General features: G+C 74.7%; 19 protein-coding genes and 1 riboswitch. Of the genes, 14 read left to right on the top strand and 5 right to left on the bottom strand.

Features of this window, described 5'->3' with window-relative positions:
* Nucleotides 1-52: 52 nt before the first annotated feature.
* On the bottom strand, nt 53-721 hold the full coding sequence (locus ACFYPG_RS01075) for a hypothetical protein (RefSeq protein ID WP_387349388.1): 669 nt from the start codon (nt 719-721) through the stop codon (nt 53-55).
* A 30-nt stretch (nt 722-751) separates the two neighbouring features.
* A complete protein-coding gene (locus ACFYPG_RS01070; protein WP_387349386.1) occupies nt 752-1,258 on the bottom strand; it encodes a hypothetical protein in 507 nt (168 codons plus the stop codon).
* 146 nt (nt 1,259-1,404) lie between these two features.
* Between ACFYPG_RS01070 and ACFYPG_RS01065 the strand changes: the two genes are divergently transcribed.
* Nucleotides 1,405-2,181, top strand: a complete 777-nt coding sequence (locus ACFYPG_RS01065) for a maleylpyruvate isomerase family mycothiol-dependent enzyme (RefSeq protein ID WP_387349385.1) — start codon at nt 1,405-1,407, stop codon at nt 2,179-2,181.
* Here ACFYPG_RS01065 and ACFYPG_RS01060 read toward each other — a convergent pair.
* Nucleotides 2,178-2,897, bottom strand: a complete 720-nt coding sequence (locus ACFYPG_RS01060) for a hypothetical protein (RefSeq protein WP_387349383.1) — start codon at nt 2,895-2,897, stop codon at nt 2,178-2,180. The genes ACFYPG_RS01065 and ACFYPG_RS01060 overlap by 4 nt on opposite strands.
* Nucleotides 2,890-3,471 (bottom strand): RNA polymerase sigma factor, encoded by a 582-nt coding sequence (locus ACFYPG_RS01055; protein WP_387349382.1) that lies wholly within the window; start codon nt 3,469-3,471, stop codon nt 2,890-2,892. Before ACFYPG_RS01055 ends, ACFYPG_RS01060 begins: the two co-directional genes overlap by 8 nt.
* 119 nt (nt 3,472-3,590) lie before the next feature.
* Between ACFYPG_RS01055 and ACFYPG_RS01050 the strand changes: the two genes are divergently transcribed.
* Nucleotides 3,591-3,926, top strand: coding sequence for a hypothetical protein (locus ACFYPG_RS01050; protein ID WP_387349380.1), 336 nt, complete (start codon nt 3,591-3,593; stop codon nt 3,924-3,926).
* Between the two features lie 105 nt (nt 3,927-4,031).
* Here the strand turns inward: ACFYPG_RS01050 and ACFYPG_RS01045 are convergent, their stop codons facing one another.
* Nucleotides 4,032-4,748 carry an MBL fold metallo-hydrolase gene (locus ACFYPG_RS01045; protein ID WP_387349378.1) on the bottom strand — a complete coding sequence of 239 codons (717 nt, stop codon included), beginning with the start codon at nt 4,746-4,748 and terminating at the stop codon, nt 4,032-4,034.
* 341 nt (nt 4,749-5,089) lie between these two features.
* Nucleotides 5,090-5,219: riboswitch (cobalamin riboswitch) on the top strand.
* A 287-nt stretch (nt 5,220-5,506) separates the two neighbouring features.
* Here ACFYPG_RS01045 and cobN point away from each other — a divergent pair.
* From cobN to cobA, 12 genes are all read left to right on the top strand, one after another.
* Nucleotides 5,507-9,175: a cobaltochelatase subunit CobN gene (gene cobN, locus ACFYPG_RS01040; protein WP_387349377.1), complete on the top strand. Its 3,669-nt coding sequence runs from the start codon at nt 5,507-5,509 to the stop codon at nt 9,173-9,175.
* Nucleotides 9,176-9,231: 56 nt separating this feature from the next.
* Complete coding sequence (locus ACFYPG_RS01035) at nt 9,232-11,523, top strand: magnesium chelatase subunit D family protein (protein ID WP_387349374.1); 2,292 nt, start codon at nt 9,232-9,234, stop codon at nt 11,521-11,523.
* An 87-nt stretch (nt 11,524-11,610) separates the two neighbouring features.
* Nucleotides 11,611-12,222, top strand: coding sequence for a cob(I)yrinic acid a,c-diamide adenosyltransferase (gene cobO, locus ACFYPG_RS01030; RefSeq protein WP_355007415.1), 612 nt, complete (start codon nt 11,611-11,613; stop codon nt 12,220-12,222).
* On the top strand, nt 12,216-13,571 hold the full coding sequence (locus tag ACFYPG_RS01025) for a cobyrinate a,c-diamide synthase (RefSeq protein ID WP_387349371.1): 1,356 nt from the start codon (nt 12,216-12,218) through the stop codon (nt 13,569-13,571). The genes cobO and ACFYPG_RS01025 overlap by 7 nt, the downstream gene beginning before the upstream one ends.
* Nucleotides 13,568-14,341 (top strand): precorrin-2 C(20)-methyltransferase, encoded by a 774-nt coding sequence (cobI, locus tag ACFYPG_RS01020; RefSeq protein WP_355007417.1) that lies wholly within the window; start codon nt 13,568-13,570, stop codon nt 14,339-14,341. Before ACFYPG_RS01025 ends, cobI begins: the two co-directional genes overlap by 4 nt.
* The gene (gene cobM / locus ACFYPG_RS01015; RefSeq protein ID WP_355007418.1) at nt 14,338-15,162 is read left to right on the top strand and encodes a precorrin-4 C(11)-methyltransferase; all 825 of its coding nucleotides are present in this window, start codon (nt 14,338-14,340) and stop codon (nt 15,160-15,162) included. Before cobI ends, cobM begins: the two co-directional genes overlap by 4 nt.
* The gene (locus ACFYPG_RS01010; protein ID WP_387349369.1) at nt 15,159-16,310 is read left to right on the top strand and encodes a cobalt-precorrin-5B (C(1))-methyltransferase; all 1,152 of its coding nucleotides are present in this window, start codon (nt 15,159-15,161) and stop codon (nt 16,308-16,310) included. The genes cobM and ACFYPG_RS01010 overlap by 4 nt, the downstream gene beginning before the upstream one ends.
* Complete coding sequence (gene cbiE, locus ACFYPG_RS01005) at nt 16,307-17,674, top strand: precorrin-6y C5,15-methyltransferase (decarboxylating) subunit CbiE (RefSeq protein ID WP_387349367.1); 1,368 nt, start codon at nt 16,307-16,309, stop codon at nt 17,672-17,674. Before ACFYPG_RS01010 ends, cbiE begins: the two co-directional genes overlap by 4 nt.
* A complete protein-coding gene (gene cobJ / locus ACFYPG_RS01000) occupies nt 17,671-19,398 on the top strand; it encodes a precorrin-3B C(17)-methyltransferase (protein WP_387349366.1) in 1,728 nt (575 codons plus the stop codon). The genes cbiE and cobJ overlap by 4 nt, the downstream gene beginning before the upstream one ends.
* Nucleotides 19,386-19,610, top strand: a complete 225-nt coding sequence (locus ACFYPG_RS00995; RefSeq protein ID WP_387349364.1) for a DUF362 domain-containing protein — start codon at nt 19,386-19,388, stop codon at nt 19,608-19,610. Before cobJ ends, ACFYPG_RS00995 begins: the two co-directional genes overlap by 13 nt.
* Nucleotides 19,607-20,203 (top strand): precorrin-8X methylmutase, encoded by a 597-nt coding sequence (locus ACFYPG_RS00990; protein ID WP_387349361.1) that lies wholly within the window; start codon nt 19,607-19,609, stop codon nt 20,201-20,203. Before ACFYPG_RS00995 ends, ACFYPG_RS00990 begins: the two co-directional genes overlap by 4 nt.
* Nucleotides 20,200-21,921, top strand: a complete 1,722-nt coding sequence (cobA, locus tag ACFYPG_RS00985; RefSeq protein ID WP_387349360.1) for a uroporphyrinogen-III C-methyltransferase — start codon at nt 20,200-20,202, stop codon at nt 21,919-21,921. The genes ACFYPG_RS00990 and cobA overlap by 4 nt, the downstream gene beginning before the upstream one ends.
* Nucleotides 21,922-21,924: the final 3 nt, after the last annotated feature.

Genomic DNA, 21,924 nt, shown 5'->3' with positions numbered 1-21,924 from the left:
TGCCGATGCCGCTCAGCATAGCTGGCCGTGCGCGGGGCCCGTGGCCGGAGCGCTAGCCGTGCAGCCAGATGCGGAGAGGGCCGGTGGTGGTGAAACCAGCGGAGAGCGCCGGCGCCAGTTCCGGGGTGCTCTCGTAGCCGACCAGCGGCGCGTCGGGCACTGTGGCACACACCGCGCGCCAGATGGCCCGGGAGGTGTCGACGCGGGCGAACAGGTTGGAGACGCCGTACGGGCCGTCGCCGCTGAGCACCGCTCCACCGGTGACCACACCCCGGTCGTCGTGTCGGGCGAGCACCCGTACGCGGGGGTCAGCCAGGAGCGCGGGGCGGAACAGATCCCCGCCGCCGTGGGCCGCCGCCCAGGCCGCCAACTCGTCGGGTGTGGTGACCGGGGCCAGCGGTGTGTCGACAGGTGGTGCCGACGGTGGCCGGTGGATCCACTGCGCGTCGAAGAGCACCCGGAACCCGTACCCGGACAGGTCGAGGTCGGCGAAGCTGTCCTTCACCGACGCGCCGGGCCCGGCGTCGATCCGGGCCAGCAGGGTCTCGGCGTCGACGCCCGGCCGTAGGGTGACCGCGTCCGGGTACCACTGCGGCGAAGGGTGGGGGACCCACCAGGCGTCGGCGTCGGTACGGCCGGCCAACCCCTGGCTGCCGCAGACGATGTCGCACCACTCGGCGTTGTTGCGGGCCGCCGCCGCTACCCGTTCGTCCTCCTGCACGTCAGGCAGCCTAGGTGGCCCGGTGCTGGCTCAGGGGGCGTAGACCAGGTCCATCGTGTCGGCGTGCCCGGACCAGCGCAGGTCGAGGCGCCAGCAGCCGGCCTCGGGCAGGTCGATGATCGACGGACCGGGGCCACCGGGAACCTCCCGGATCACCCGGGTGTCGGTGCCGTCCAACCTCGCGGTGATCTCCAGGGTCGCCGGCGCGGTCGGGTCGGGGGAGGTCGTGGCGGCGCGGGCCACCCACAGGATCTTGTTGTTCGACCCGTCTGTCCGGACCTGCCGCAGCGGGTGGGCGAACAGCACCGCCACGATGTCGCCCTTCGCGCCGAAGACGTGCGGAGCCCGCGCGCCCCCGCTGAACCCGGCGTCCGCCCAGTCCGGCAGCGACCCCGTCTCGACCCGCGCCGCGCAGGCGGTCGCGGTGCTCGCCGTGGTGGCCGCACCCGCCGTCGGCGCCGCCCCGCTGGTCGTGGTCGTGCACCCCGCCAGCAGGACCACCGAGGATGCCAGCATCAACCTGCCCCAGGAAACCATCTCGCTCCTTCCGGTACGCGTCGACGACTCGCCGCACCCTTCCGACACCGCCCAGGCCCGCCAGGTTCCTCGTGCTCGGCGGGGCCGAACGTCCTGGGCCGACGAATTCACTATCCGCTGGCGGCGCGCGGTGATAGACAACCGTGGTGCCGAACACTGTGGAGTTCCCCGAGGTCCTGCGGCTGATCGAAGGCCGCTCGGCGGCGTTCCGCGCCGCGATCGCGTCCGCCCCCGACCTTGACGTCCAGGTCCCGACCTGCCCCGACTGGACGCTGCGCGAACTGGCGCAGCACCTCGGCGACGGCCGCCGTCGCCAGGCCGTCATCGTCGCGGCGGGCCCGGGCGCCGAGCCCCCGACGAGGACGGACCCGAAGGGCGCCCCGACCGCGCCCCGCAACCGCGAGGCCCTCGACGCCTGGCTCGCCGAATCGACCGAGCTGATGCTCGACGCGATGCGCGAGGCCGGCCCGGACCGCGGCTGCTGGACCTGGTGGGGCCGCTCGCAGGCCCCGGAGACCAGCGGAGCCGTGGCCCGGCACCAGGTCCAGGAACTGGCCGTCCACACCTACGACGTGCAGCTCACCCAGGGGGCGGCGCAGCCGCTGCCGACGGACGTCGCGGTCGAGGGCGTCGATGAGTTCCTGACGACCGTCGCGGCGACGACCGTCCCCTGGCCGTTCGAGCCGGCGACCATCGACCTGCACACGACCGAGGGCCGCTCCTGGCGCCTGACCCTCGACGCCGACGGCGTCCGCTGCGACGACCTCGCCGCCGACGCCGAGCCGGGCGACATGGCGATGCGAGGCGCAGCGAGCAACATGGTCCTCTACTTCTACGATCGCGTCCCGCTCGACGGCCTGGAAGCCACCGGCGACACCAAGCCGATGGAGCAGCTAGCGGACTGGGACCCGAACGCGCACTAGCCCACAGAGCGCGCGACCTCGATCGCCTCGGCCTTGGTGAGGGCCCCCTCAAGCCGGTAGCTCACGTCGTTGTCCTGCCAGATCAGCGTCGAGGCGGCAAGTCGGGCGGTCTCTCTGCGGATCCCACCCGCCCGGTCCACGTAGGACACCGCGTGTGGGCCGTCGACCCAGACGGCGAAGTCGCCGTTCACCTGGACCCAGTTCGCGCCCGGCGGGGTGATCTCCTTGTGGAAGGCCAGGTCGAGGTGACCGTCGAACGCGTCGACGCGCAGCGCGCCTCCGTCGTAGAGCAGCGTCGCCACCCGGTACCGGCCAGTGGCGTCGGGGTCGGCGACCAGTACCTGTTCGGGCGGGCCCAGCTTCGCCGGCAGGCGGATCGGAAACCGCACCGCCCGCTGGGCCTCGGCCAGGGCGACGGTCCGCTGCCCGGGCAACGGCGACGCGGTGCCGCCGGGCAGCACCGGGGCGGGTGAGGTGGCGATGCTGACCCCGGCGAAGCGCAGCAGCCCCGTGACGGCGTCGGCGATCGCGGCACGCGTCGGCGGCAACAGCGCCACCAGCAGGGCGACGAACGCCACCGCGGCGAGCGACCGCCACCGCCGCCGCCGGGGCGCGGGTGTGCCCAGTCGTACGCGGACACGGGCGGTCACGTCGGGCGGATCAGGGGTGTCCAGCCAGGCGGACAGGTCGCGCAGTTCCCGTTCGAGGTCACCCATGCCGGACCTCCGCACTGTCGAGCAGGCCGCGCAGCTTCGCCAGCGCCCGGGACGTACGCGACTTCACTGTGCCCCGGGGCCAGCCCAGAGCCGACACCGTCTCCTCCTCGGTGAGGTCGAGGAAGAACCGGCAGACGATGACCTCGCGGTCCCGTGTTGGCAGTTGCCGCAGCGCCTGCACCAGCGACCTCCGGCGCTCCCCGGCGAGGACCGCGGCGACCGCGTCGTCCTCGGCGATCTCAGACCTCGGGTCCGCTGCCGCCGCCCGCAGGACGAGCCCGTCGCGCCGGCCACGGGAGCGGTGCAGGTTGCGGGTCTCGTTCGCGACGATCGCGAGCAGCCACGACCGGAAGGACGCGTCACCCCGGTAACGGGACAGCTTCCGGTGCGCCTTCACAAACGCCTCCTGGATGACGTCCTCGGAGTCCGAGCCCGCGCCGAGCAGCACCGCGGTCCGGTACGCGGACGCGGTGTGCCGGGTGACCAGGAGGTCGTACGCCTCCAGGTCACCTGCCCGAGCGCGGGTGACGAGCGTCTCGTCGTCCAGGGGAGCCTCCGTTCGGATCACACTCATGACACCGCCCACCCGCTGCGGGTTCCACCCGGCGTGGGTCAGGTTGCTCCCATCCGCCGTGCAGCGTATTGCCAGGAATCGGTGCTCCACTGGAGGGACGTCGAGGAGAGGGGCTGGTCATGAGCTGGTTCAGTCGCCGGTCACGGGGTGCCGAGGCGACCCCGACGAAGCTGGACCGGGAGGCGACCCGCGACGACCTCGCGGCGCTGGAGGCGTTCGTGGCCACCCGGCACGGGGTGGAGTTCTACCTGGAGCCGGAGACCACGGCGACGGACACCACGGTGGTGGCGATCGCCCACGACGGCGAGTGGATCCGCCGCCGTACCGGAACGCCCCGTGCGGCCGGGGCCATCGCCCGCAAGCACGCGGTGCCGCTGTACGAGGCGGCGCGCACCGGCTACCCGGAACGGATGCGGACCTGGAGCCGGGCCCACCCGGAACGGCACGCCCGCTGAGGCGCAGCCCGGACGCTCGTGGCCGGGGCTTCATCGTTCTGAAGATGAACGGTGTGCCGGCCTGAGGCGCCCGCACTCGGTGCTGGAAGGGCGTTGCCGGCTGGATCAGGCGCCTTCGACGGCTGAGCGGGCCTGCTCGAACGTCATCGGGTCGGCGTGGCTGGAGACGTACCAGTGGTAGGTGCTGTCGAGCAGTCGTCGGACCAGGTCGACGTCGAGGCCGTCCTCCGGTCGGCGCAGGTGCGCCGGCGGCGGGTAGAAGCAGTCGCCCAGCAGCATCACCCCCGAGTCGGGCACCAGCACCACTGCCGAATCCGGTGCGTGCCCGCCCCCGACGTGGCGTAGCCGAACCCCGACCGGCAGCTCGTCCACGTCGGCGAAGGTCCGGGTCGGCGGCAGGATGGCGAAGTCTTCCCAGGACGGCATCGCGCGTGCGCGGGCCTGGAAGCTCGGGCGCAGGCGGGGATCGGCGAGTACCTGCTCTTGCAGGTAGCGGTGGCTCCACGGTCGGGCGGCCTCGGCGCGCAGCAGCGACACGGCCGTCTCGTGCCCGACGATTTCCACGCCGGGCCAGGCGCAGGCGCCCCACACGTGGTCCCAGTGATGGTGGGTGTAGACCAGCCAACGCGGCTCCGGGAGCCCGGCGGCGGCCAGCGCGCCCTGGATCTCGCGGGCGTGCGCGGGGCTCTGCCCGGCGTCGATCATCACACTGCCGCGTTCGTCGGCGACGACGGCGACGCCGGCCTGGACCGCCTCCGGGTCGGGATCGCCCGGACAGAGCCAGACCCGGCCCGCCAGGTGGTGGAACTGCGGGGCGACCATGGTGATCGACCTCCGAGATTGATCGCGGACACTGGTGTGGCGTTCGCCGATCCTAGGTGAGGGTTTCGGCCGGCACCGCCCTGCCGGATGATCGGCGCAGGTGAGAGCTGGTTCGGCCATCCTTTGCTCTGCTTACCTATAGACGCCGGTCACCCTCCGTGCCCGGTGCGTATAGGTAAGCAGAGCAAAGGATGTCGCACATTGATCTGGGGCATTACGCCGCGCGGAGTCGCGCCTGCACCAATCGCTGAAGCTCGATGAATGCCGTCGGCCTGGCGGGGCCGGGCCGGCGTTGACCGGCGGCGCGGCGGTGTGGCAGCATTCGCGGCCTGACGGCAGTGAAGGAAGTCGGTGCGAATCCGACGCGGTCCCGCCACTGTCACCGGGGAGCGATCCCCCCTCGTGAGTCACGGCCGTGTGTCTGCGGTTGGAAGGCCGGGGGAGAGCGTCGATCCGGAAGCCAGGATACTTCGGCCGTCGGGACGTACCCCAGGGCGTGGACACCCGAGGAGGACCCGATGACGCACGGCGTCTCATTCATCGACGACTATCGTCGTCTCGCACTGCAGGCAGTGCATTGCAAGGACACCGGACACCGGCCACCGGCACCGCTGAGCTGATCGCCCGGCGCTGACCGGCCCCGACCCATGCGTCGGTGCGCCGTTCGCCCGGGCCGTCGTACCGGCTGACGCCGTACCCACCCGCTTCGTCCAGGTCGCCCTCGTGAGGGCCCAGGGCGTCACTCTCCGGAGCCTGCCGTGCGCATCCTGCTGCTGTCCACCGCCGACACCGACCTGCTTGCCGCCCGCGCCAGCGGCGCCGACTACCGGTTGGCCAACCCGGCCCGAGTCGCCGCCGAGGAGGTGCCCGCCCTGCTCGACGGGGTCGCCCTCGTCGTCGTACGCCTGCTCGGCGGGCGGCAGGCGTGGCCGGACGGCCTCGCCGCGGTGCTCGCCACCGGCGTGCCGACTGTCGTGCTCGGCGGTGAGGCGCTGCCCGACGCGGAGCTGATGGCCATCTCCACAGTGCCGTCCGGGGTCGTCACCCAGTCGCTGGCGTACCTCGTGGAGGGCGGCCCGGACAACCTCGGACAGTTGGCCCGGTTCCTCTCCGACACGGTGCTGCTCACCGGCCAGGGGTTCGCCGCACCCGCGCCCACCCCGGCGTACGGCGTGCACGGCGACCACGCCGCCGACCCGGATCGGCCCACAGTGGGAATCGTCTTCTACCGGGCGCACGCCCTCGCCGGCAACACCGGATTCGTCGACGTGCTCGCTGACGCGGTCCGCCAGGCCGGCGGCAACCCCCTGCCGATCTTCTGCGGCTCGCTGCGCGGGTTGACAGCGGGCGCCGGACCACTCGGGCTCTTCGCCCGCTGTGACGCTCTGCTGGTCACGGTGCTCGCGGCCGGCGGCGCGGTCGCCGCCGACGCCTCCGGTGGCGGCGACGAGGACGCCTGGGACGTCGGCGCCCTGGCGGCCCTGGACGTGCCGGTCATCCAGGCGCTCTGCCTCACCAGCACCCGCGCGCAGTGGGCCGACAGCGACGCCGGCCTGTCCCCGTTGGACGCCGCCATGCAGGTGGCCATCCCCGAGTTCGACGGCCGGATCGTCACAGTGCCGTTCTCGTTCAAGCAGATCGACGCCGACGGGCTCTCGGTCTACACCGCCGATCCCGAGCGGGCCGCGAGGGTCGCCGGGATCGCGGTACGCCACGCCCGGCTGCGGTACGTGCCGCACGCCGACAAGCGCATCGCCGTGGTGCTCAGCTCGTACCCCACCAAGCACTCCCGGGTCGGCAACGCCGTCGGGTTGGACACCCCGGCGTCGGCGGTCCGGCTGTTCGCCGCGTTGGCCGAGGCCGGCTACGACCTGGGTGACGCGCCGCCGCCCGACGACGGTGACGCGCTGATCCACGCGCTGATCGCCGCCGGTGGTCACGACGTGGAGTGGCTCACCCCGGAGCAGTTGGCCGCGGCCGAGGCCCGGATACCGGGGCCGACGTACCAGCGGTGGTTCGACCAGGTGCCGGCCGAGCTGCGCGAGCGGATGCGGGAGCACTGGGGTGAGCCGCCGGGCGAGCTGTACACCGAGGGCGGGGACATCGTGCTCGCCGGGCTGCGCTTCGGCAACGTGGTGCTGCTGATCCAGCCGCCCCGGGGCTTCGGGGAGAACCCGATCGCCATCTACCACGACCCGGACCTGCCGCCGAGTCACCACTACCTGGCCGCGTACCGCTGGCTGACCGCGCCGGTCGCGGACGGCGGCTTCGGCGCGGACGCCGTGGTGCACCTGGGCAAGCACGGCACCCTGGAGTGGCTGCCCGGCAAAGGCCTCGGCCTGGCCGCCGACTGTGCGCCCGACGCGGTCCTCGGCGACCTGCCGCTGGTGTACCCGTTCATCGTCAACGACCCCGGCGAGGGCACCCAGGCCAAGCGGCGGGCGCACGCAGTGGTCGTCGACCACCTGGTCCCGCCGATGGCCCGCGCCGAGACCTACGGCGACCTGGCCAAACTGGAACAACTGCTCGACGAGTACGTGACGGTGCAGGCCCTCGACCCGGCCAAGGTGCCCACCGTACGGGCGCAGATCTGGGACCTGGTGCGCGCCGCCGAGCTGCACCACGACCTGCACGCCGAGGCGATGCCCGACGCGGACGACTTCGACGACTTCGTGCTGCACCTCGACGGGTACCTGTGCGAGATCAAGGACGTGCAGATCCGCGACGGGCTGCACATCCTCGCTGACGCGCCCACCGGCGAGCCCCGGGTCAACCTGGTCCTCGCGGTGCTGCGCGCCCCGCAGATCTGGGGCGGCGCCCGCGCCCTGCCCGGCCTGCGACAGGCCCTCGCCGTCGCGTACTCCCTCGACGAGCAGGAACTGCTCGCGTCGCCGGGACAGCGACTGGCACTGCCCGCGGCGCTGACCGACGTGGTGGACGGGCCGGCCGTCACCGCCGCCGACGCGATCGACCTGATCGAGGCCCTCGCCCGGCGGCTGGTCGTCGGCATGGAGACCCTGGACTGGGCGGTTGACACCATCGACGCCGTGGTGACGGAGGTGACCGGTCGGCCGATCCCGGAGGTCGCCGCAGTGCTGCACTTCGCCGCCACCGAGCTGGTGCCCCGACTGGACGGGACCACCGACGAGCTGACCAACACCCTCGGGGCGCTGGACGGCAGGTTCGTGCCGCCCGGCCCGTCCGGCTCACCCACCCGGGGCCTGGTCAACGTGCTGCCCACCGGCCGCAACTTCTACTCTGTCGACCCGAAGGCCATCCCCAGCCGCAACGCCTGGGACGTCGGGGTGGCCCTCGCCGACTCACTGCTGGCCCGGCACCTCGCCGACACCGGCGCGTACCCCCGCTCGGTGGGGTTGACCGTCTGGGGCACCAGCGCGATGCGGACCCAGGGCGACGACATCGCCGAGGTGCTCGCGCTGCTGGGCTGCCGGCCGGTCTGGGACGACAGGTCCCGGCGGGTGACCGGCATCGAGGTGGTGCCGACCGCCGAGCTGGGCCGCCCGCGCGTCGACGTCACAGTGCGCATCTCCGGTTTCTTCCGCGACGCGTTTCCGCACGTGGTGGCGCTGCTCGACGACGCCGTCCGGCGGGTCGCCGCCCTGGACGAGCCGGACGAGGAGAACTACCTGCGGGCGCACGTCGCCGCCGACCTCGCCGAGCACGGCGACGAGCGGCGGGCCACCGCCCGGATCTTCGGTTCCAAGCCCGGCGCGTACGGCGCTGGGCTGCTGCCCCTGATCGACGCCCGGACCTGGCGCAGCGACGCCGACCTGGCCGAGGTGTACGCGGTGTGGGGCGGCTACGCGTACGGCCGGGGCCTGGACGGGCGGGAGGCGCGCGCCGACATGGAGCGCTCGTTCGCCCGGATCGCGGTGGCGGTGAAGAACCAGGACACCCGTGAGCACGACATCGTCGACTCCGACGACTACTTCCAGTACCACGGCGGGATGGTGGCGATGGTCCGCCACCTCACCGGAACGTCACCACAGGCGTACGTGGGTGACTCGGCGATGCCGCACGACGTGCGCACCCGCACGCTGGGTGAGGAGACCCGGCGGGTGTTCCGGGCCCGGGTGGTCAACCCGAAGTGGATCGCCGCGATGCGCCGGCACGGCTACAAGGGCGCGTTCGAGCTGGCGGCCACAGTGGACTACCTGTTCGGTTACGACGCCACCGCCGGTGTGGTCGACGACTGGATGTACGAGCACCTGGCCGCCGCGTACCTCTTCGACGAGACCACCCGGGAGTTCCTGGAGACGTCCAACCCGTGGGCGTTGCGCGGCATCACCGAACGCCTGTTGGAGGCCGCCGACCGGGGGCTGTGGGCCAAGCCGGAGCCGGCCACCCTCGACCGGCTGCGCGACACGTACCTGGCCAGTGAGGGCGACCTGGAGGACCGGGTGTGAGCGCGAGGAGTGAGCCGGTTCTGCGAGCCCCGCAGTCGCGAACTATCGGAAGCCCGGTGAGCGCGAGGAGTGAGCCGGTTTTGCGAGCCCCGCAGTCGCGAACGAAAGAAGGCGCAGTGGCGATTTATCCGTTCAGCGCGGTGCTCGGCATGGCCGACATGCGGCTGGCGTTGCTGCTCAACGCGGTCTCCCCGGCGATCGGTGGGGTGCTGGTCCGGGGTGAGAAGGGGACCGCCAAGTCCACCGCCGTGCGGGCTCTCGCCGCGCTGCTGCCCCCGGTGCGGCGGGTCGCCGGCTGCCGTTTCGGCTGTGACCCGGCCGAGCCCGACCCGGCCTGCCCGGACGGCCCGCACCCGGCCGACGTCGCCGCCGAGACCCGTCCGGCCCGCCTCGTCGAGCTGCCGGTGGGCGCCGCCGAGGACCGGGTGGTCGGTGCGCTGGATCTGGAAAAGGCGATCGGCGAGGGGGTACGCGCCTTCGAGCCGGGCCTGCTCGCCGCCGCGCACCGGGGTGTGCTCTACGTCGACGAGGTCAACCTGCTGCACGACCACCTCGTCGACCTGCTGCTCGACGCGGCGGCGATGGGCCGCAGCCACGTCGAGCGGGAGGGCGTCTCGGTCAGCCACGCGGCCCGGTTCCTGCTGGTCGGCACGATGAACCCGGAGGAGGGGGAGCTGCGCCCGCAGCTGCTCGACCGGTTCGGGCTCACTGTGGAGGTGGGCGCCAGCCGGGACCCGGAGATCCGGGTCGAGGTGGTCCGCCGCCGGCTGGCCGCCGACGCGGACCCGGTCGGCTTCGCCGCCCGTTGGGCCGACGCCGACGCGGAGATCGCCGACCAGGTGGCTGCCGCCCGCCGCCGACTTCCCGGGGTACGACTGCCGGACGCCGCGTTGCGGCAGATCGCCGAGGTGTGCGCGGCGTTCGACGTGGACGGGATGCGGGCCGACATCGTCACCGCCCGTACCGCCCTCGCCCACGCCGCCTGGCACGGCCGGGACCGGGTCACCATCGACGACGTCCGGGTGGCGGCCCGGTTGGCCCTGCCGCACCGCCGCCGCCGCGACCCGTTCGACACCCCGGGGCTGGACGAGAAGCGCCTCGACGAGGCGTTGCAGCGCGCCCAGGACGCTCACCCCGACGACCCGGACGACGCCGGCCCCGAAGACCGCGGCCCAGACGACACTGACCCGGACGGCGGCCCGCAGGGCGGCGGCCCGGCCGGTGGCGGTGGCCCGAACGGCGGCGGACCACATGGCGGCGGACCGCAGGGAGGCGACCGCAGCGGCGATGGCGTCGACCAGGGTGGACCGGGTTCGGCGGAGCACCCGACGGCGCGTGATGGCGCTGGCACCGACGGGCCGGACGGCGCCGGCGGCCGGCCGCAGCGCCAGCCGGGCGACCGGAGCGACGACGACGGTTGGCCGCAGCACCAGCAGGCCGATCGGGGTGACGACGGCAGGGACTCGCGCCCGCGCGGTGGCGGGCATTCGGCGACCGGTGCCGACGACCCGACCCGCGGCGGGAAGTCCCAGCCGGTGGCCGTACCCCGGGGTGGGTTGAGGGCGCGGGTGCTCACCGCGCCCGGCCTGGGTGACGGGGTGCCGGGCCGACGGTCTCGGGCCCGCACCGGGCGGGGTCGCACCACCGGCGCCCGGGTACCGGCGGGTCGGGTCGGCGCGCTGCACCTGCCGGCCACGATCCGCGCCGCCGCGCCGCACCAGGCGGCCCGGGGCCGGCTCACCGGTCCGCTGCGACTGCGCCGGGACGACCTGCGCGAGGCGGTTCGTGAGGGGCGCGAGGGCAACCTGGTGCTGTTCGTGGTGGACGCGAGCGGCTCGATGGGCGCGCGGCAGCGGATGGCCACTGTGAAGGACGCGGTGCTCGCCCTGCTCACCGACGCGTACCAGCGGCGGGACAAGGTCGCTGTGATCGCGTTCCGGGGTGCCGGCGCCCGGACCCTGCTGCCGGCGACCTCGTCGGTGCTGGCCGCCTCGACCCGGCTGGCCGAGCTGCCGACCGGCGGGCGTACGCCGCTGGCCGAGGGGTTGCTCGCCGCCGCGGACCTGTTGCGGGTGGAGCGCCTGCGCGACCCGAAGCGCCGCCCACTGGTCCTCATCGTCACCGATGGGAGGGCCACGGCTGGCACCCGCCCGCTGGACCGGGCGGCAGCGGCGGCAGCGGTCCTGGCCGCCACCGGCGCGCCGTGCGTGGTCGTCGACTGCGAGACAGGCCCGGTCCGCCTGCACCTGGCCGCCCGCCTGGCCACCCAGCTGAAGGCCCCCCGAACTCCCCTGGAAGCCCTCACCCACCCCCACCCCCGCGATCTTGCACTTCCTGTCGCGGCATAAAGGGCGAAGTGCGCATATGACCAACAGAAACCGCAAGATCGCGGAAGAGGCGGGCACGGGAGTGGCCGCGGGACGGGGGACGGTCTGATGCCGCAGGGACAGCCGAGTTCGGTGCCGCAGGACGGGTTGACGACCCGGCAGCGGCGGCACCGGCCACTGCTGATCGTCCACACCGGGCAGATGAAGGGGAAGTCGACGGCGGCCTTCGGGCTGGCGTTGCGGGCCTGGACGGCCGGTCTTCCGGTCGGGGTGTTCCAGTTCGTCAAGAGCGCCAAGTGGCGGGTGGGGGAGGAGAACGCCTTCCGGGCGCTCGGCGAGGTGCACGAGCGCACCGGCCAGGGCGCGCCGGTGGCCTGGCACAAGATGGGCGAGGGCTGGTCCTGGATCCAGCGCGGCGGCGACGCCGACCACGCCGCCGACGCCCTGGAGGGCTGGCGGCAGATCCAGCGCGACCTGGCCGCCGAGCGCTACGGGCTGTACGTGTTGGACGAGTTCACCTACCCGATGAAGTGGGGCTGGGTGGACGTCGACGAGGTGGTCGCCACCCTGGCCGACCGCCCCGGCTTCCAACACGTCGTGATCACCGGCCGGGACGCCGACCCGCGCCTGGTCGCCGCCGCCGACCTGGTCGCCGAGCTGACCAAGGTCAAGCACCCGATGGACGCCGGCCAGAAGGGCCAGAAGGGCATCGAGTGGTGACCGCGCACTGGGCGCTGCCCCGGGTGGTGGTCGCCGCCCCGGCCAGCGGCCACGGCAAGACGACGGTGGCCACCGGGCTCCTCGCCGCGTTGCGCCGGCGGGGCCTGACGGTCAGCCCACACAAGGTCGGGCCCGACTACATCGACCCCGGCTACCACGCCCTCGCCGCCGGGCGGGCAGGGCGCAACCTCGACCCGTTCCTCGTCGGGGCCGACCGGATCGCCCCTCTGCTGCGACACGGCGCGAGCGTCCCCACGCCCGCCGACATCGCCGTCGTCGAGGGCGTCATGGGCCTGCACGACGGCGCGGTGGGCCGCCGCGACTTCGCCTCCACCGCGCACGTCGCCCGGCTGATCGAGGCACCCGTGCTGCTGGTGCTGGACACCACCGCGCAGGGCCGGTCGGCCGCCGCGCTCACCCTCGGCATGGCCGCGTTCGACCCGGCGGTACGGATCGGCGGGGTGATCCTCAACCGGGTCGGCTCACCCCGGCACGAGACGCTGCTGCGTGACGCCCTCGCCGAGGTGGGCGTACCGGTGCTCGGGGCGGTGACCCGCGCCGCCGAGGTGGCCGCGCCGGCCCGGCACCTCGGGTTGGTGCCGGTCGCCGAGCGGGCACCCGAGTCCGTCGCGATCGTCACCGCGCTCGCCGAGCTGGTCGAGGCCACAGTGGACCTCAACGCCGTGCTTGACCTTGCCCGGACCGCCCCGCCGCTGACCACAGCGGCCTGGGACCCGGTCGCCGCCGTCGGCGGGCCGGTCGGCCTCGAACGGCCACGGGTCGCGCTCGCCGGTGGCCCGGCCTTCACCTTCTCGTACGCGGAGACCGCCGAACTGCTCACCGCGGCCGGCGCGGACGTCGTCACCGTCGACCCGCTGCGCGACCCGGCCCTGCCCACCGGCACCCGGGCTGTGGTGATCGGCGGGGGCTTCCCCGAGGCGTACGCGCAGGCGCTCGCCGACAACACCGCGCTCCGCGCCGAGCTGGCCGACTTCGACGGGCCGATCGTCGCCGAGTGCGCCGGGCTGCTCTACCTCGGGCGGTCCCTGGACGGCGTACCGATGTGCGGTCGGCTGGACCTGACCGCCCGGATGACCGACCGGCTCACCCTCGGCTACCGGGAGGCGGTGGCCGTCACCGGCTCCCCGGTGGCGCGCGCCGGCGAGCCGGTACGCGGCCACGAGTTCCACCGCACCACCACCGACCCGGAGCACGGCGACGCGCCGGCGTGGCAGTGGAACGACACCCCGCACGGCTTCGTGGCCGGCCGGGTACACGCCTCCTACCTGCACACCCACTGGGCCGGTCACCCGGACGCGGCCCGCCGACTGGTCGAGGCGGCCCGATGAGCGCCACGCTCACCGGGGTCGGCGTCGGCCCGGGCGACCCGGAACTGCTCACCGTCAAGGCGGTGCGGCTGCTGCGCGAGGCCGACCTGGTCTTCGTACCCGTGATGGCGGACCGGGTCACGCCCACCGCGACCGCCGGCGCGACGCCGCCGGGTGCGGACGCCGGGCGGGCCGAGGCGACAGTGCGGGAGCACGTCGCGAGCGACCGGCTGCGCCGGCTGCCGTTCGCGCTCGACGACCGGGGTGGGGTCACCCCGCGCAGGGCGGCGGCCTGGGACGACGCCGCCCGGGTGGTGGTCGAGGCGATCGATGCGGGCGCGCGGTCGCTGGCGTTCGCCACCATCGGCGACCCCAACGTCTACTCCACCTTCGGTTACCTGGCCCAGAGTGTCCGCGCGCTGCGCCCGGCGGTGCGGGTGGCGACAGTGCCCGGCGTCACCGCCATGCAGGAGCTGGCGGCGCGCAGCGGCACCCCGCTCTGTGAGGGACGCGAACCGCTCACCCTGCTCCCGGCCACCGCGGGCCTGGCGCTCTTCGCCGACGCCCTCGCCGGGCCGGGCACCGTGGTGGTCTACAAGGGCTGGCGGCGGCACCCGGAACTGCTCGCCGAGCTGCGCCGGCAGGGTCGCCTCGCCGACGCCGTGCTCGGACGCGACCTGGGGCTCCCCGGCGAAGGCGTCGGGCCGGTCGACGACACCGGGCACGACCTGCCGTACCTGTCGACGCTGCTGGTTCCGGCCCGCCGCGAGCACCGAGGAGGAAAGCTGTGACCAGCGACGGCACCGTGTGGTTCGTCGGAGCCGGCCCGGGGGCGGCGGACCTGCTGACCCTGCGGGCCGCCCGGGTGATCTCCGAGGCGGACATCGTGATCTGGGCGGCCAGCCTGGTGCACGCCGACGTGCTCGACCACGCCCGCCCCGACGCGGAGATCGTCGACTCGTCGCAGCTGCCCATCGAGGGTGTGCTGCCGCTCTACCAGCGCGCCGCCGAGCAGGGGCTGACAGTGGCCCGGATCCACTCCGGAGACCCGGCGCTGTGGGGCGCGGTGCAGGAGCAACTGGACCTGTGCCGGGCGCTCGGACTGGCCGTCGAGATCGTGCCCGGGGTGTCGTCGTTCACCGCCGTCGCGGCGATCATCGGACGGGAGCTGACAGTGCCCGAGGTGGCCCAGTCGGTCATCCTCACCCGCCTCGAAGGCGGCAAGACCCCGATGCCGCCCGGCGAGCGGGTCCGGGACTTCGCCCGGCACGGCACCACGATGGCGCTGTTCCTCTCCGCCGCCCGCTCCGGGCAGGTGCAGGCCGAGCTGCTGGCCGGCGGCTACCCCGACGACACGCCGGCCGTGGTGGCGTACCAGGCGACCTGGCCCGACGAACTGGTGGTGCGCTGCACCGTCGGCACCCTGGAGGCGACGGTCAAGCAACACAAGCTGTGGAAGCACACCCTCTTCCTGGTCGGCCCGGCCCTCGCCGCCGAGGGCACCCGCTCGCACCTCTACCACCCCGGGCACTTCCACACCTTCCGCCGGGCCGAGCCGGCCGCCCGCGCCGAGCTGCGCCGCGCCCGCGCCGGAGAAACAGAAACCCCATGACGTACGCCGAGCCGCCGCTGCGCGAGCCGGATCTGCCGCGTACCGCGAAGGTCCGGCCCACCGCTCTGCGCACCGGCTGGACCACCGGCGCGTGCGCGACGGCGGCGGCGAAGGCCGCGGTCACCGCGCTGGTCACCGGCAGCAGCCAGCAGGAGGTGGAGATCGGGCTGCCGGCCGGACGCCGGGTGCGTTTCCCGGTCGAGCGCTGCGAGGTGACCGGCACCCCACCGGTCCGGGCCGAGGCGGTGGTAATCAAGGACGCCGGGGACGACCCGGACGTCACCCACGGCGCCGAGCTGACCGCCACGGTGAACTGGACCGACGTGCCCGGCCTGCGGCTGGCCGGCGGTGCCGGCGTCGGCACGGTCACCAAACCCGGTCTCGGGCTCGCGGTCGGCGGCCCGGCGATCAACGACACCCCCCGCCAGATGATCGGCGACGCCGTGGCCGAGGTGGTCGACCTCAGCGAGGTCGGAGTCCGGGTCGTGATCAGCGTGCCCCGCGGCGAGGTCATGGCCCGCAAGACCACCAACCGTCGCCTCGGCATCCTCGGTGGCATCTCGATCCTCGGCACCACCGGGATCGTCCGCCCCTTCTCCACCGCGTCGTGGCGGGCCAGCGTCGTGCAGGCCGTGCACGTGATGGCCGCCCAGGGCGAGCCGACAGTGGTGCTCTGCACCGGTGGGCGTACCGAGCGGGCCGCCCGTACGCTCCTGCCCGACCTGCCCGAGGTCTGTTTCGTCGAGGTCGGCGACTTCACCGGGGCCGCGGTGACCGCTGCGGTGGGTGACGCCATGACCGGTGTGGTCTTCGTCGGCATGGCCGGCAAGCTCGCCAAACTGGCGGCCGGCATCCTGATGACCCACTACACCCGCTCCAAGGTGGACCTCTCCCTGCTCGGCGCGGTGACCGCGGAGGCCGGCGGCGACCCGTCGCTCGTCGCCGCCGTGACCGAGGCGAACACCGGGCGACACGCGTACGAGCTGTGGGAGGCCGCCGGGCTGCTCGCCCCGGCCGGCGACCTGCTCTGCCAGCGGGTCCAGGCGGTGTTGCGGCGCTTCGCCGGGCCCACGGTGACAGTCGACGTGGCGATGGTCGACTTCGCCGGAGCGCACGTCGTCGCGTCGTCCGGCCGGTGGCACCGATGACGCGGATGGCCTCGGCGACCCCACCGGCCCCGGTGACCGCCGTGTCAGTGGTCGGCCTGGACGCGGCGGGCGCACCCCCGCACCCCGCGCTCGCACCGGTGCTGGCCACCGCCGGGCTGGTGGTCGGGGCCGCCCGGCACCTGGCCGCGGTGCCCGTACCGGCTGGCGCGGACACCATCGCCCTCGGGCCGCTCGCCCCCGCCCTGCGCCGCCTCGCCGAGGCCGTCGACGCCGGGGTGCCGGCCGTGGTGCTGGCCAGCGGCGATCCCGGCCTGTTCGGCATCGTCCGGCGGCTGCGCGCGGCCGGGCTGCCGCTGCGGGTGGTGCCGGCGGTGTCCAGTGTGGCCGCCGCGTTCGCCCGCGCCGGGCTGCCCTGGGACGGCGCCGCCGTGGTCACCGCGCACGGCCGCGAACCGCGCCCGGCGTTGAACGCCTGCCGGGCGCTGCCACTGGTCGCGGTGCTCACCGCGCCCGGTGCCGGCGCGGCCGAGCTGGGCGCCGGCCTGATCGGCTGGTCCCGTCGTCTGTTGGTCGCCGAGCACCTGGGCACCGCCGCCGAACGGATCCGCGCGGTGACCCCTGAGCAGGCCGCCGCCGAGACCTGGGCCGACCCGCACGTCCTGCTCAGCCTCGCCGACCCGGTACCGGCCGGGTCCGCACCCGCCGACGCCGCACCCGCCGACGCCGCGCCCGCGGACGCCGCGGCCGCCGGGTCCACGTCAACCCCCGCCGGGCCCGCCTGGTCCGCGCCCGCCCCGCCAGATCGAGGTACGGCCGGTATGCGCGCCGACAACCAGCCCGCCGCCGCGCCGGCCGGCGGTTGGGCGCTGCCGGAGGACCGGTACGCCCACCGCGACTCCATGATCACGAAGTCGGAGGTGCGCGCCCTCGTCGTCGCCCGGCTACGCCCCCGACTGGGCCGGCTGATCTGGGACATCGGGGCGGGCAGCGGCTCGGTCGGCATCGAGTGCGCGCTGCTCGGCGCGGCAGTGCTCGCCGTCGAACAGGACGCCGACGCCGGTGCCACCATCCGGGCCAACGCCGCGGCGCACGCCGTGCACGTCCGACTGATCAGCGGACGTGCCCCGGCGGCACTGGCCGGCCTCCCCGAGCCCGACGCGGTCTTCGTGGGCGGTGGCGGTGTCGACGTCCTCACCGCCGTGGCGGCCCGCCAACCCGAGCGGGTGGTGCTCACCCTGGCCGCACTGGACCGGGTCGCACCGTCCGTGGGTCTGCTGCGCGCCGCCGGCTACACGGTCGAGGGCAGCCAGCTCTCCGCCGCCCGCCTCGCCGACCTGCCTGGCGGGTCGATCCGCCTCGCGGCCACCAACCCGGTGGTCGTCCTCACCGGGGAGCGCCAGTGACCGAACAGAACCCGCCCGCCCGGATCGGCCTGGTGGCGGCCACCGCGGCCGGCCGCCGGCACGCCGACACAGTGACCGCCGCCTGGCCGCACGCCCGGCTGGTCGAGGGGGAGTCCGTCGCCGACGCGCTGCGGACCGCCTGGGCCGGGTGTGACGCGGTCATCGCGTTCCTGGCCACCGGGGCGGTGGTACGGATCGTCGCGCCGCTGCTCGACGACAAGCGCACCGACCCGGCGGTGGTGGTCGTCGACGAGGCCGCCCGGCACGCGGTGGCGCTGCTCGGTGGGCACGCCGGCGGGGCCAACGCCCTCGCCGAGCAGGTCGCCGCCCTGCTGGACGCCCGACCGGTGATCACCACGGCCACCGACGCGGTCGACCTGCCGGGGCTGGACACCCTCGGCTGGCCCGTGCAGGGCGCTGTCGCCGCGGTGTCCCGGGCCATCCTGGACGGCGAGCCGGTCCGGCTGATCGCCGACGCCGACTGGCCGCTACCCGCCCTGCCCCCGAACGTGCGCGCGGCTGACGAGGACCCGACGGACGACGGGTACCGGCTGCTGGTCACCGACCGGGTCGTGTCGCCCGACGAGCGGACCGCCGTGCTGCGGCCGCCGTCGCTGGTCGCCGGGGTGGGCGCGAGTCGGGGCGTACCCGCCGCCGAGGTGGCGGAGCTGCTGCACCGGGTGCTGGCCGAGGCCGGCCTCGACCCGGCGAGCCTGCGCTGCCTGGCCACCGCCGACATCAAGGCCGACGAGGCGGGCATCCGCAGCACGGTCGACGCGCTCGGCGTACCCCTGGTGACCTGGCCGGCGACGCGGCTGGCGGCGGTCGACGTGCCGCACCCCAGCGAGGTGGTCCGGGCCGCGGTCGGCACGCCGAGCGTGGCGGAGGCCGCGGCCCTGCTCGGCCCGGACGGCCGGGCCGACGACGCGACGCTGCTGGTGGGCAAGACCGCGACGGCGATGGCCACCGTCGCGGTGGCCCGGCACGCGCCACGCGGCCGGCTGGCCGTCGTCGGCCTCGGGCCGGGCGCCGCCGACCTGCGCACCCCCCGCGCGGTGGCCGAGCTGCGGCGCGCCGCCGTGGTGGTCGGCCTCGACCAGTACCTGGAGCAGGTCCGCGACGTGCTGCGCCCCGGCACCCGGGTGCTCTCCAGTGGGCTGGGCGCGGAGGAGGCGCGGGCGCGCGCCGCCGTCACCGAGGCCGCCGCCGGCCGGGCGGTCGCGCTGATCGGCTCCGGCGACGCCGGGGTGTACGCGATGGCCAGCCCCGCCCTGGAGTACGCCGACGAGCGGATCGAGGTGGTGGGCGTCCCCGGGGTCACCGCCGCCCTTGCTGCCGGGGCGCTGCTCGGCGCGCCCCTCGGCCACGACCACGCCTACGTGAGCCTGTCCGATCTGCACACCCCGTGGGACGTCATCGAGCGGCGGGTCACCGCCGCCGCCGAGGGCGACTTCGTGACGCTCTTCTACAACCCGCGCAGCCGGGCCCGCGACTGGCAGCTCGGCAAGGCGCTCGGCATCCTCGCCGCGCACCGGTCACCGGACACCCCGGTGGGCGTGGTGCGCAACGCCAGCCGCCCCGGCGAACAGGTGCACCTCGCGACCCTCGCCACGCTCGACCCAGCCATCGTCGACATGTACAGCGTCGTGGTCGTGGGCAGCAGCGACACGCGGCTGGTCGCCGGCCGGATGGTCACACCCCGGGGGTACCGGTGGCGTTCGTGACGATCGACGCCTGCCAGGGCTGCGGCGCGTGTCTGCTCACCTGCCCCACGCACGCGATCCGGCCGGTCGCCGGTGGCCTGACGGTCCGCGCCGACCGGTGCACCGGCTGCCTGGAGTGCCTGGAGATCTGCCCGGTCGACGCGATCCGCATCGTCGCTGACCCTGACGCGATCCGCGTCGTCGAGCCCCACCCCTGTGAAGGAGCCCGATGAGCCGGGTCGTGCACCCCATCGAGGCCGAGTCGTACCGCATCCTGCGCGAGCGCGTCGACCTGTCGCACCTGCCGCCGCTGACCCGCGCGGTGACCGAGCGGGTGGTGCACGCCAGCGCCGACCTCGCGTACGTCGACGAACTGGTCTGCGACGAGGCCGCCCTGGAAGCGGGGCTGGCGGCGCTGCGCGCCGGGGCGCCCGTGGTCACCGACGTGGCGATGGTCGCCGCCGGCATCACCCGGGCCGGCCTGGAACTGGTTTGCCCGGTCGCCGAGCCGGCCGCCGCCGCGCTGGGCCGCTCGGCCGGGATCACCCGCTCGGCGGCGGCCGTCCGGATCGCAGTGGAGCGGGTCGGAACCGGGGCGGTCTGGGTGGTCGGCTGCGCGCCCACCGCGCTTGTCGAACTGCTCACAGTGGACGCCGCACCGGCGCTCGTGGTGGGCCTGCCGGTCGGCTTCGTGGGGGCCGCCGAGTCGAAGGCGGCGCTGCGGGCCAGTGGCCTGCCCGCCGTGTCCAACGTGGGGGAGAAGGGTGGCTCGGCGGTCGCCGCCGCCGCCCTCAACGCCCTGCTCTACGTCGAGGAGAAGTCATGACCGGGTTGGTCATCGTCGGGCACGGTACGCGCAGCGCGGCCGGGGTCGAGCAGTTCGCCGCTCTCGTCGAGCGGGTCCGTCGTCGGGGCGACATCGGCGACGTCGAGGGTGGCTTCATCGAGCTGTCCCGTCCGCCGCTGACCGACGCGGTCGGCGCGCTCGTCGCCCGTGGGCACCGCGCCCTGGTGGCGCTGCCGCTGGTGCTGACCGGCGCCGGTCACGGCAAGGGCGACATCCCCGCCGCGATGGCCCGGGAGCAGCAGCGCCACCCCGGGCTGAGCTACCGCTACGGCCGCCCGCTCGGCCCCCACCCGCTGCTGCACGAAGCCCTCGAACAGCGCATCGACGCCGCGCTGTCCGGTGCCGACCGGGCCGACACGGTGCTGTCCGGTGCCGACCGCATCGACGCCGCGCTGTCCGGTGCCGACCGGGCCGGCACGGAGCCGGCTGGTGCCGACCGGGCCGACACGTGGGTGGCGTTGATCGGGCGGGGGTCCACCGACCCGGACGCCAACGCCGAGGTCGCCAAGGTCGCCCGGCTGCTCTGGGAGGGACGCGGCTACGCGGGCGTGGAGCCGGGGTTCATCTCCCTGGCGCAGCCGTCGGTGCCGGCCGTGCTGGAGCGCCTGCGCCGCCTCGGCGCGCGGCGGATCGTGGTGGCACCGTACTTCCTGTTCGCCGGGGTGCTGCCGGACCGGATCGTCGCCCAGTCGGCGGAGTTCGCCGCCGCCCACCCCGACCTGGACGTCCGCGTCGCCGAGGTGATCGGCGACTGTGACGCCCTCGCCGACCTCGTCCTGGAGCGGTACGCTGAGGCGCTGGGCGGGGACATCAGGATGAACTGCGACACCTGCGCGTACCGGGTGTTGATGCCCGGCTTCGCGGACAAGGTGGGTCGTCCGCAACGCCCGCACGACCACCCCGACGACCCGGTCGGCCACCACCACCACCATCACGACCACGGGCACGACCACCACGGGCACGGCTCGGTCGCCGTGGTCGGCGGCGGGCCGGGGCCCGACGACCTGATCACGGTACGCGGGAAGGCGCTGCTCGACGCCGCTGACGTCGTTGTGGTCGACCGGCTCGCCCCGCAGGGGCTGCTCGCCGGGCTGCGCCCCGACGTGCTGGTCGTCGACGCCGCGAAGGTGCCCCGTGGCCCGTCGATGGCCCAGGAGGCGATCAACGAGGCACTGGTGTCGCACGCCCGCGCCGGCCGCCGGGTGGTCCGGCTCAAGGGCGGTGACCCGTACGTCTTCGGGCGCGGCCACGAGGAGGTGCAGGCCTGCGTGGCGGCCGGCGTGCCGGTGACCGTGGTGCCCGGGGTGAGCAGCGCGCTCGCCGCACCGGCCCTCGCCGGCGTGCCGGTGACGCACCGGGGCGTGGCGCACGACGTCACAGTCGTTTCCGGGCACCTGCCGCCCGGGCACCCCGACTCGCTCGTCGACTGGGCGGCGCTGGCCCGGGCCCGGGGCACCGTCGTGCTGCTGATGGCCGTCGACACCATCGCCAAGATCGCGACCGTGCTGATCGAGCACGGTCGTGCCCCGGAGACCCCGGTGCTCGCCGTGCAGGACGCCGGGCTGCCCGACCAGCGATCGGTGCCCGCCCGGTTGGACGAGATCGGCGCTGTCGCCGCCCGGGAGGGCGTCGGCCCACCTGCCGTCTTCGTCCTCGGCCCGGTGGTAGCTCTCACCACCACCGGGCCGACGGGGTGACCA

The sequence above is a fragment of the Micromonospora sp. NPDC005553 genome, assembly GCF_042871765.1.
In the GTDB taxonomy this organism is placed as follows: Bacteria; Actinomycetota; Actinomycetes; order Mycobacteriales; family Micromonosporaceae; genus Micromonospora.
The sequence above is the reverse complement of the archived record's forward strand: the minus strand, read 5'-3'. Positions and strand labels throughout refer to the sequence as shown.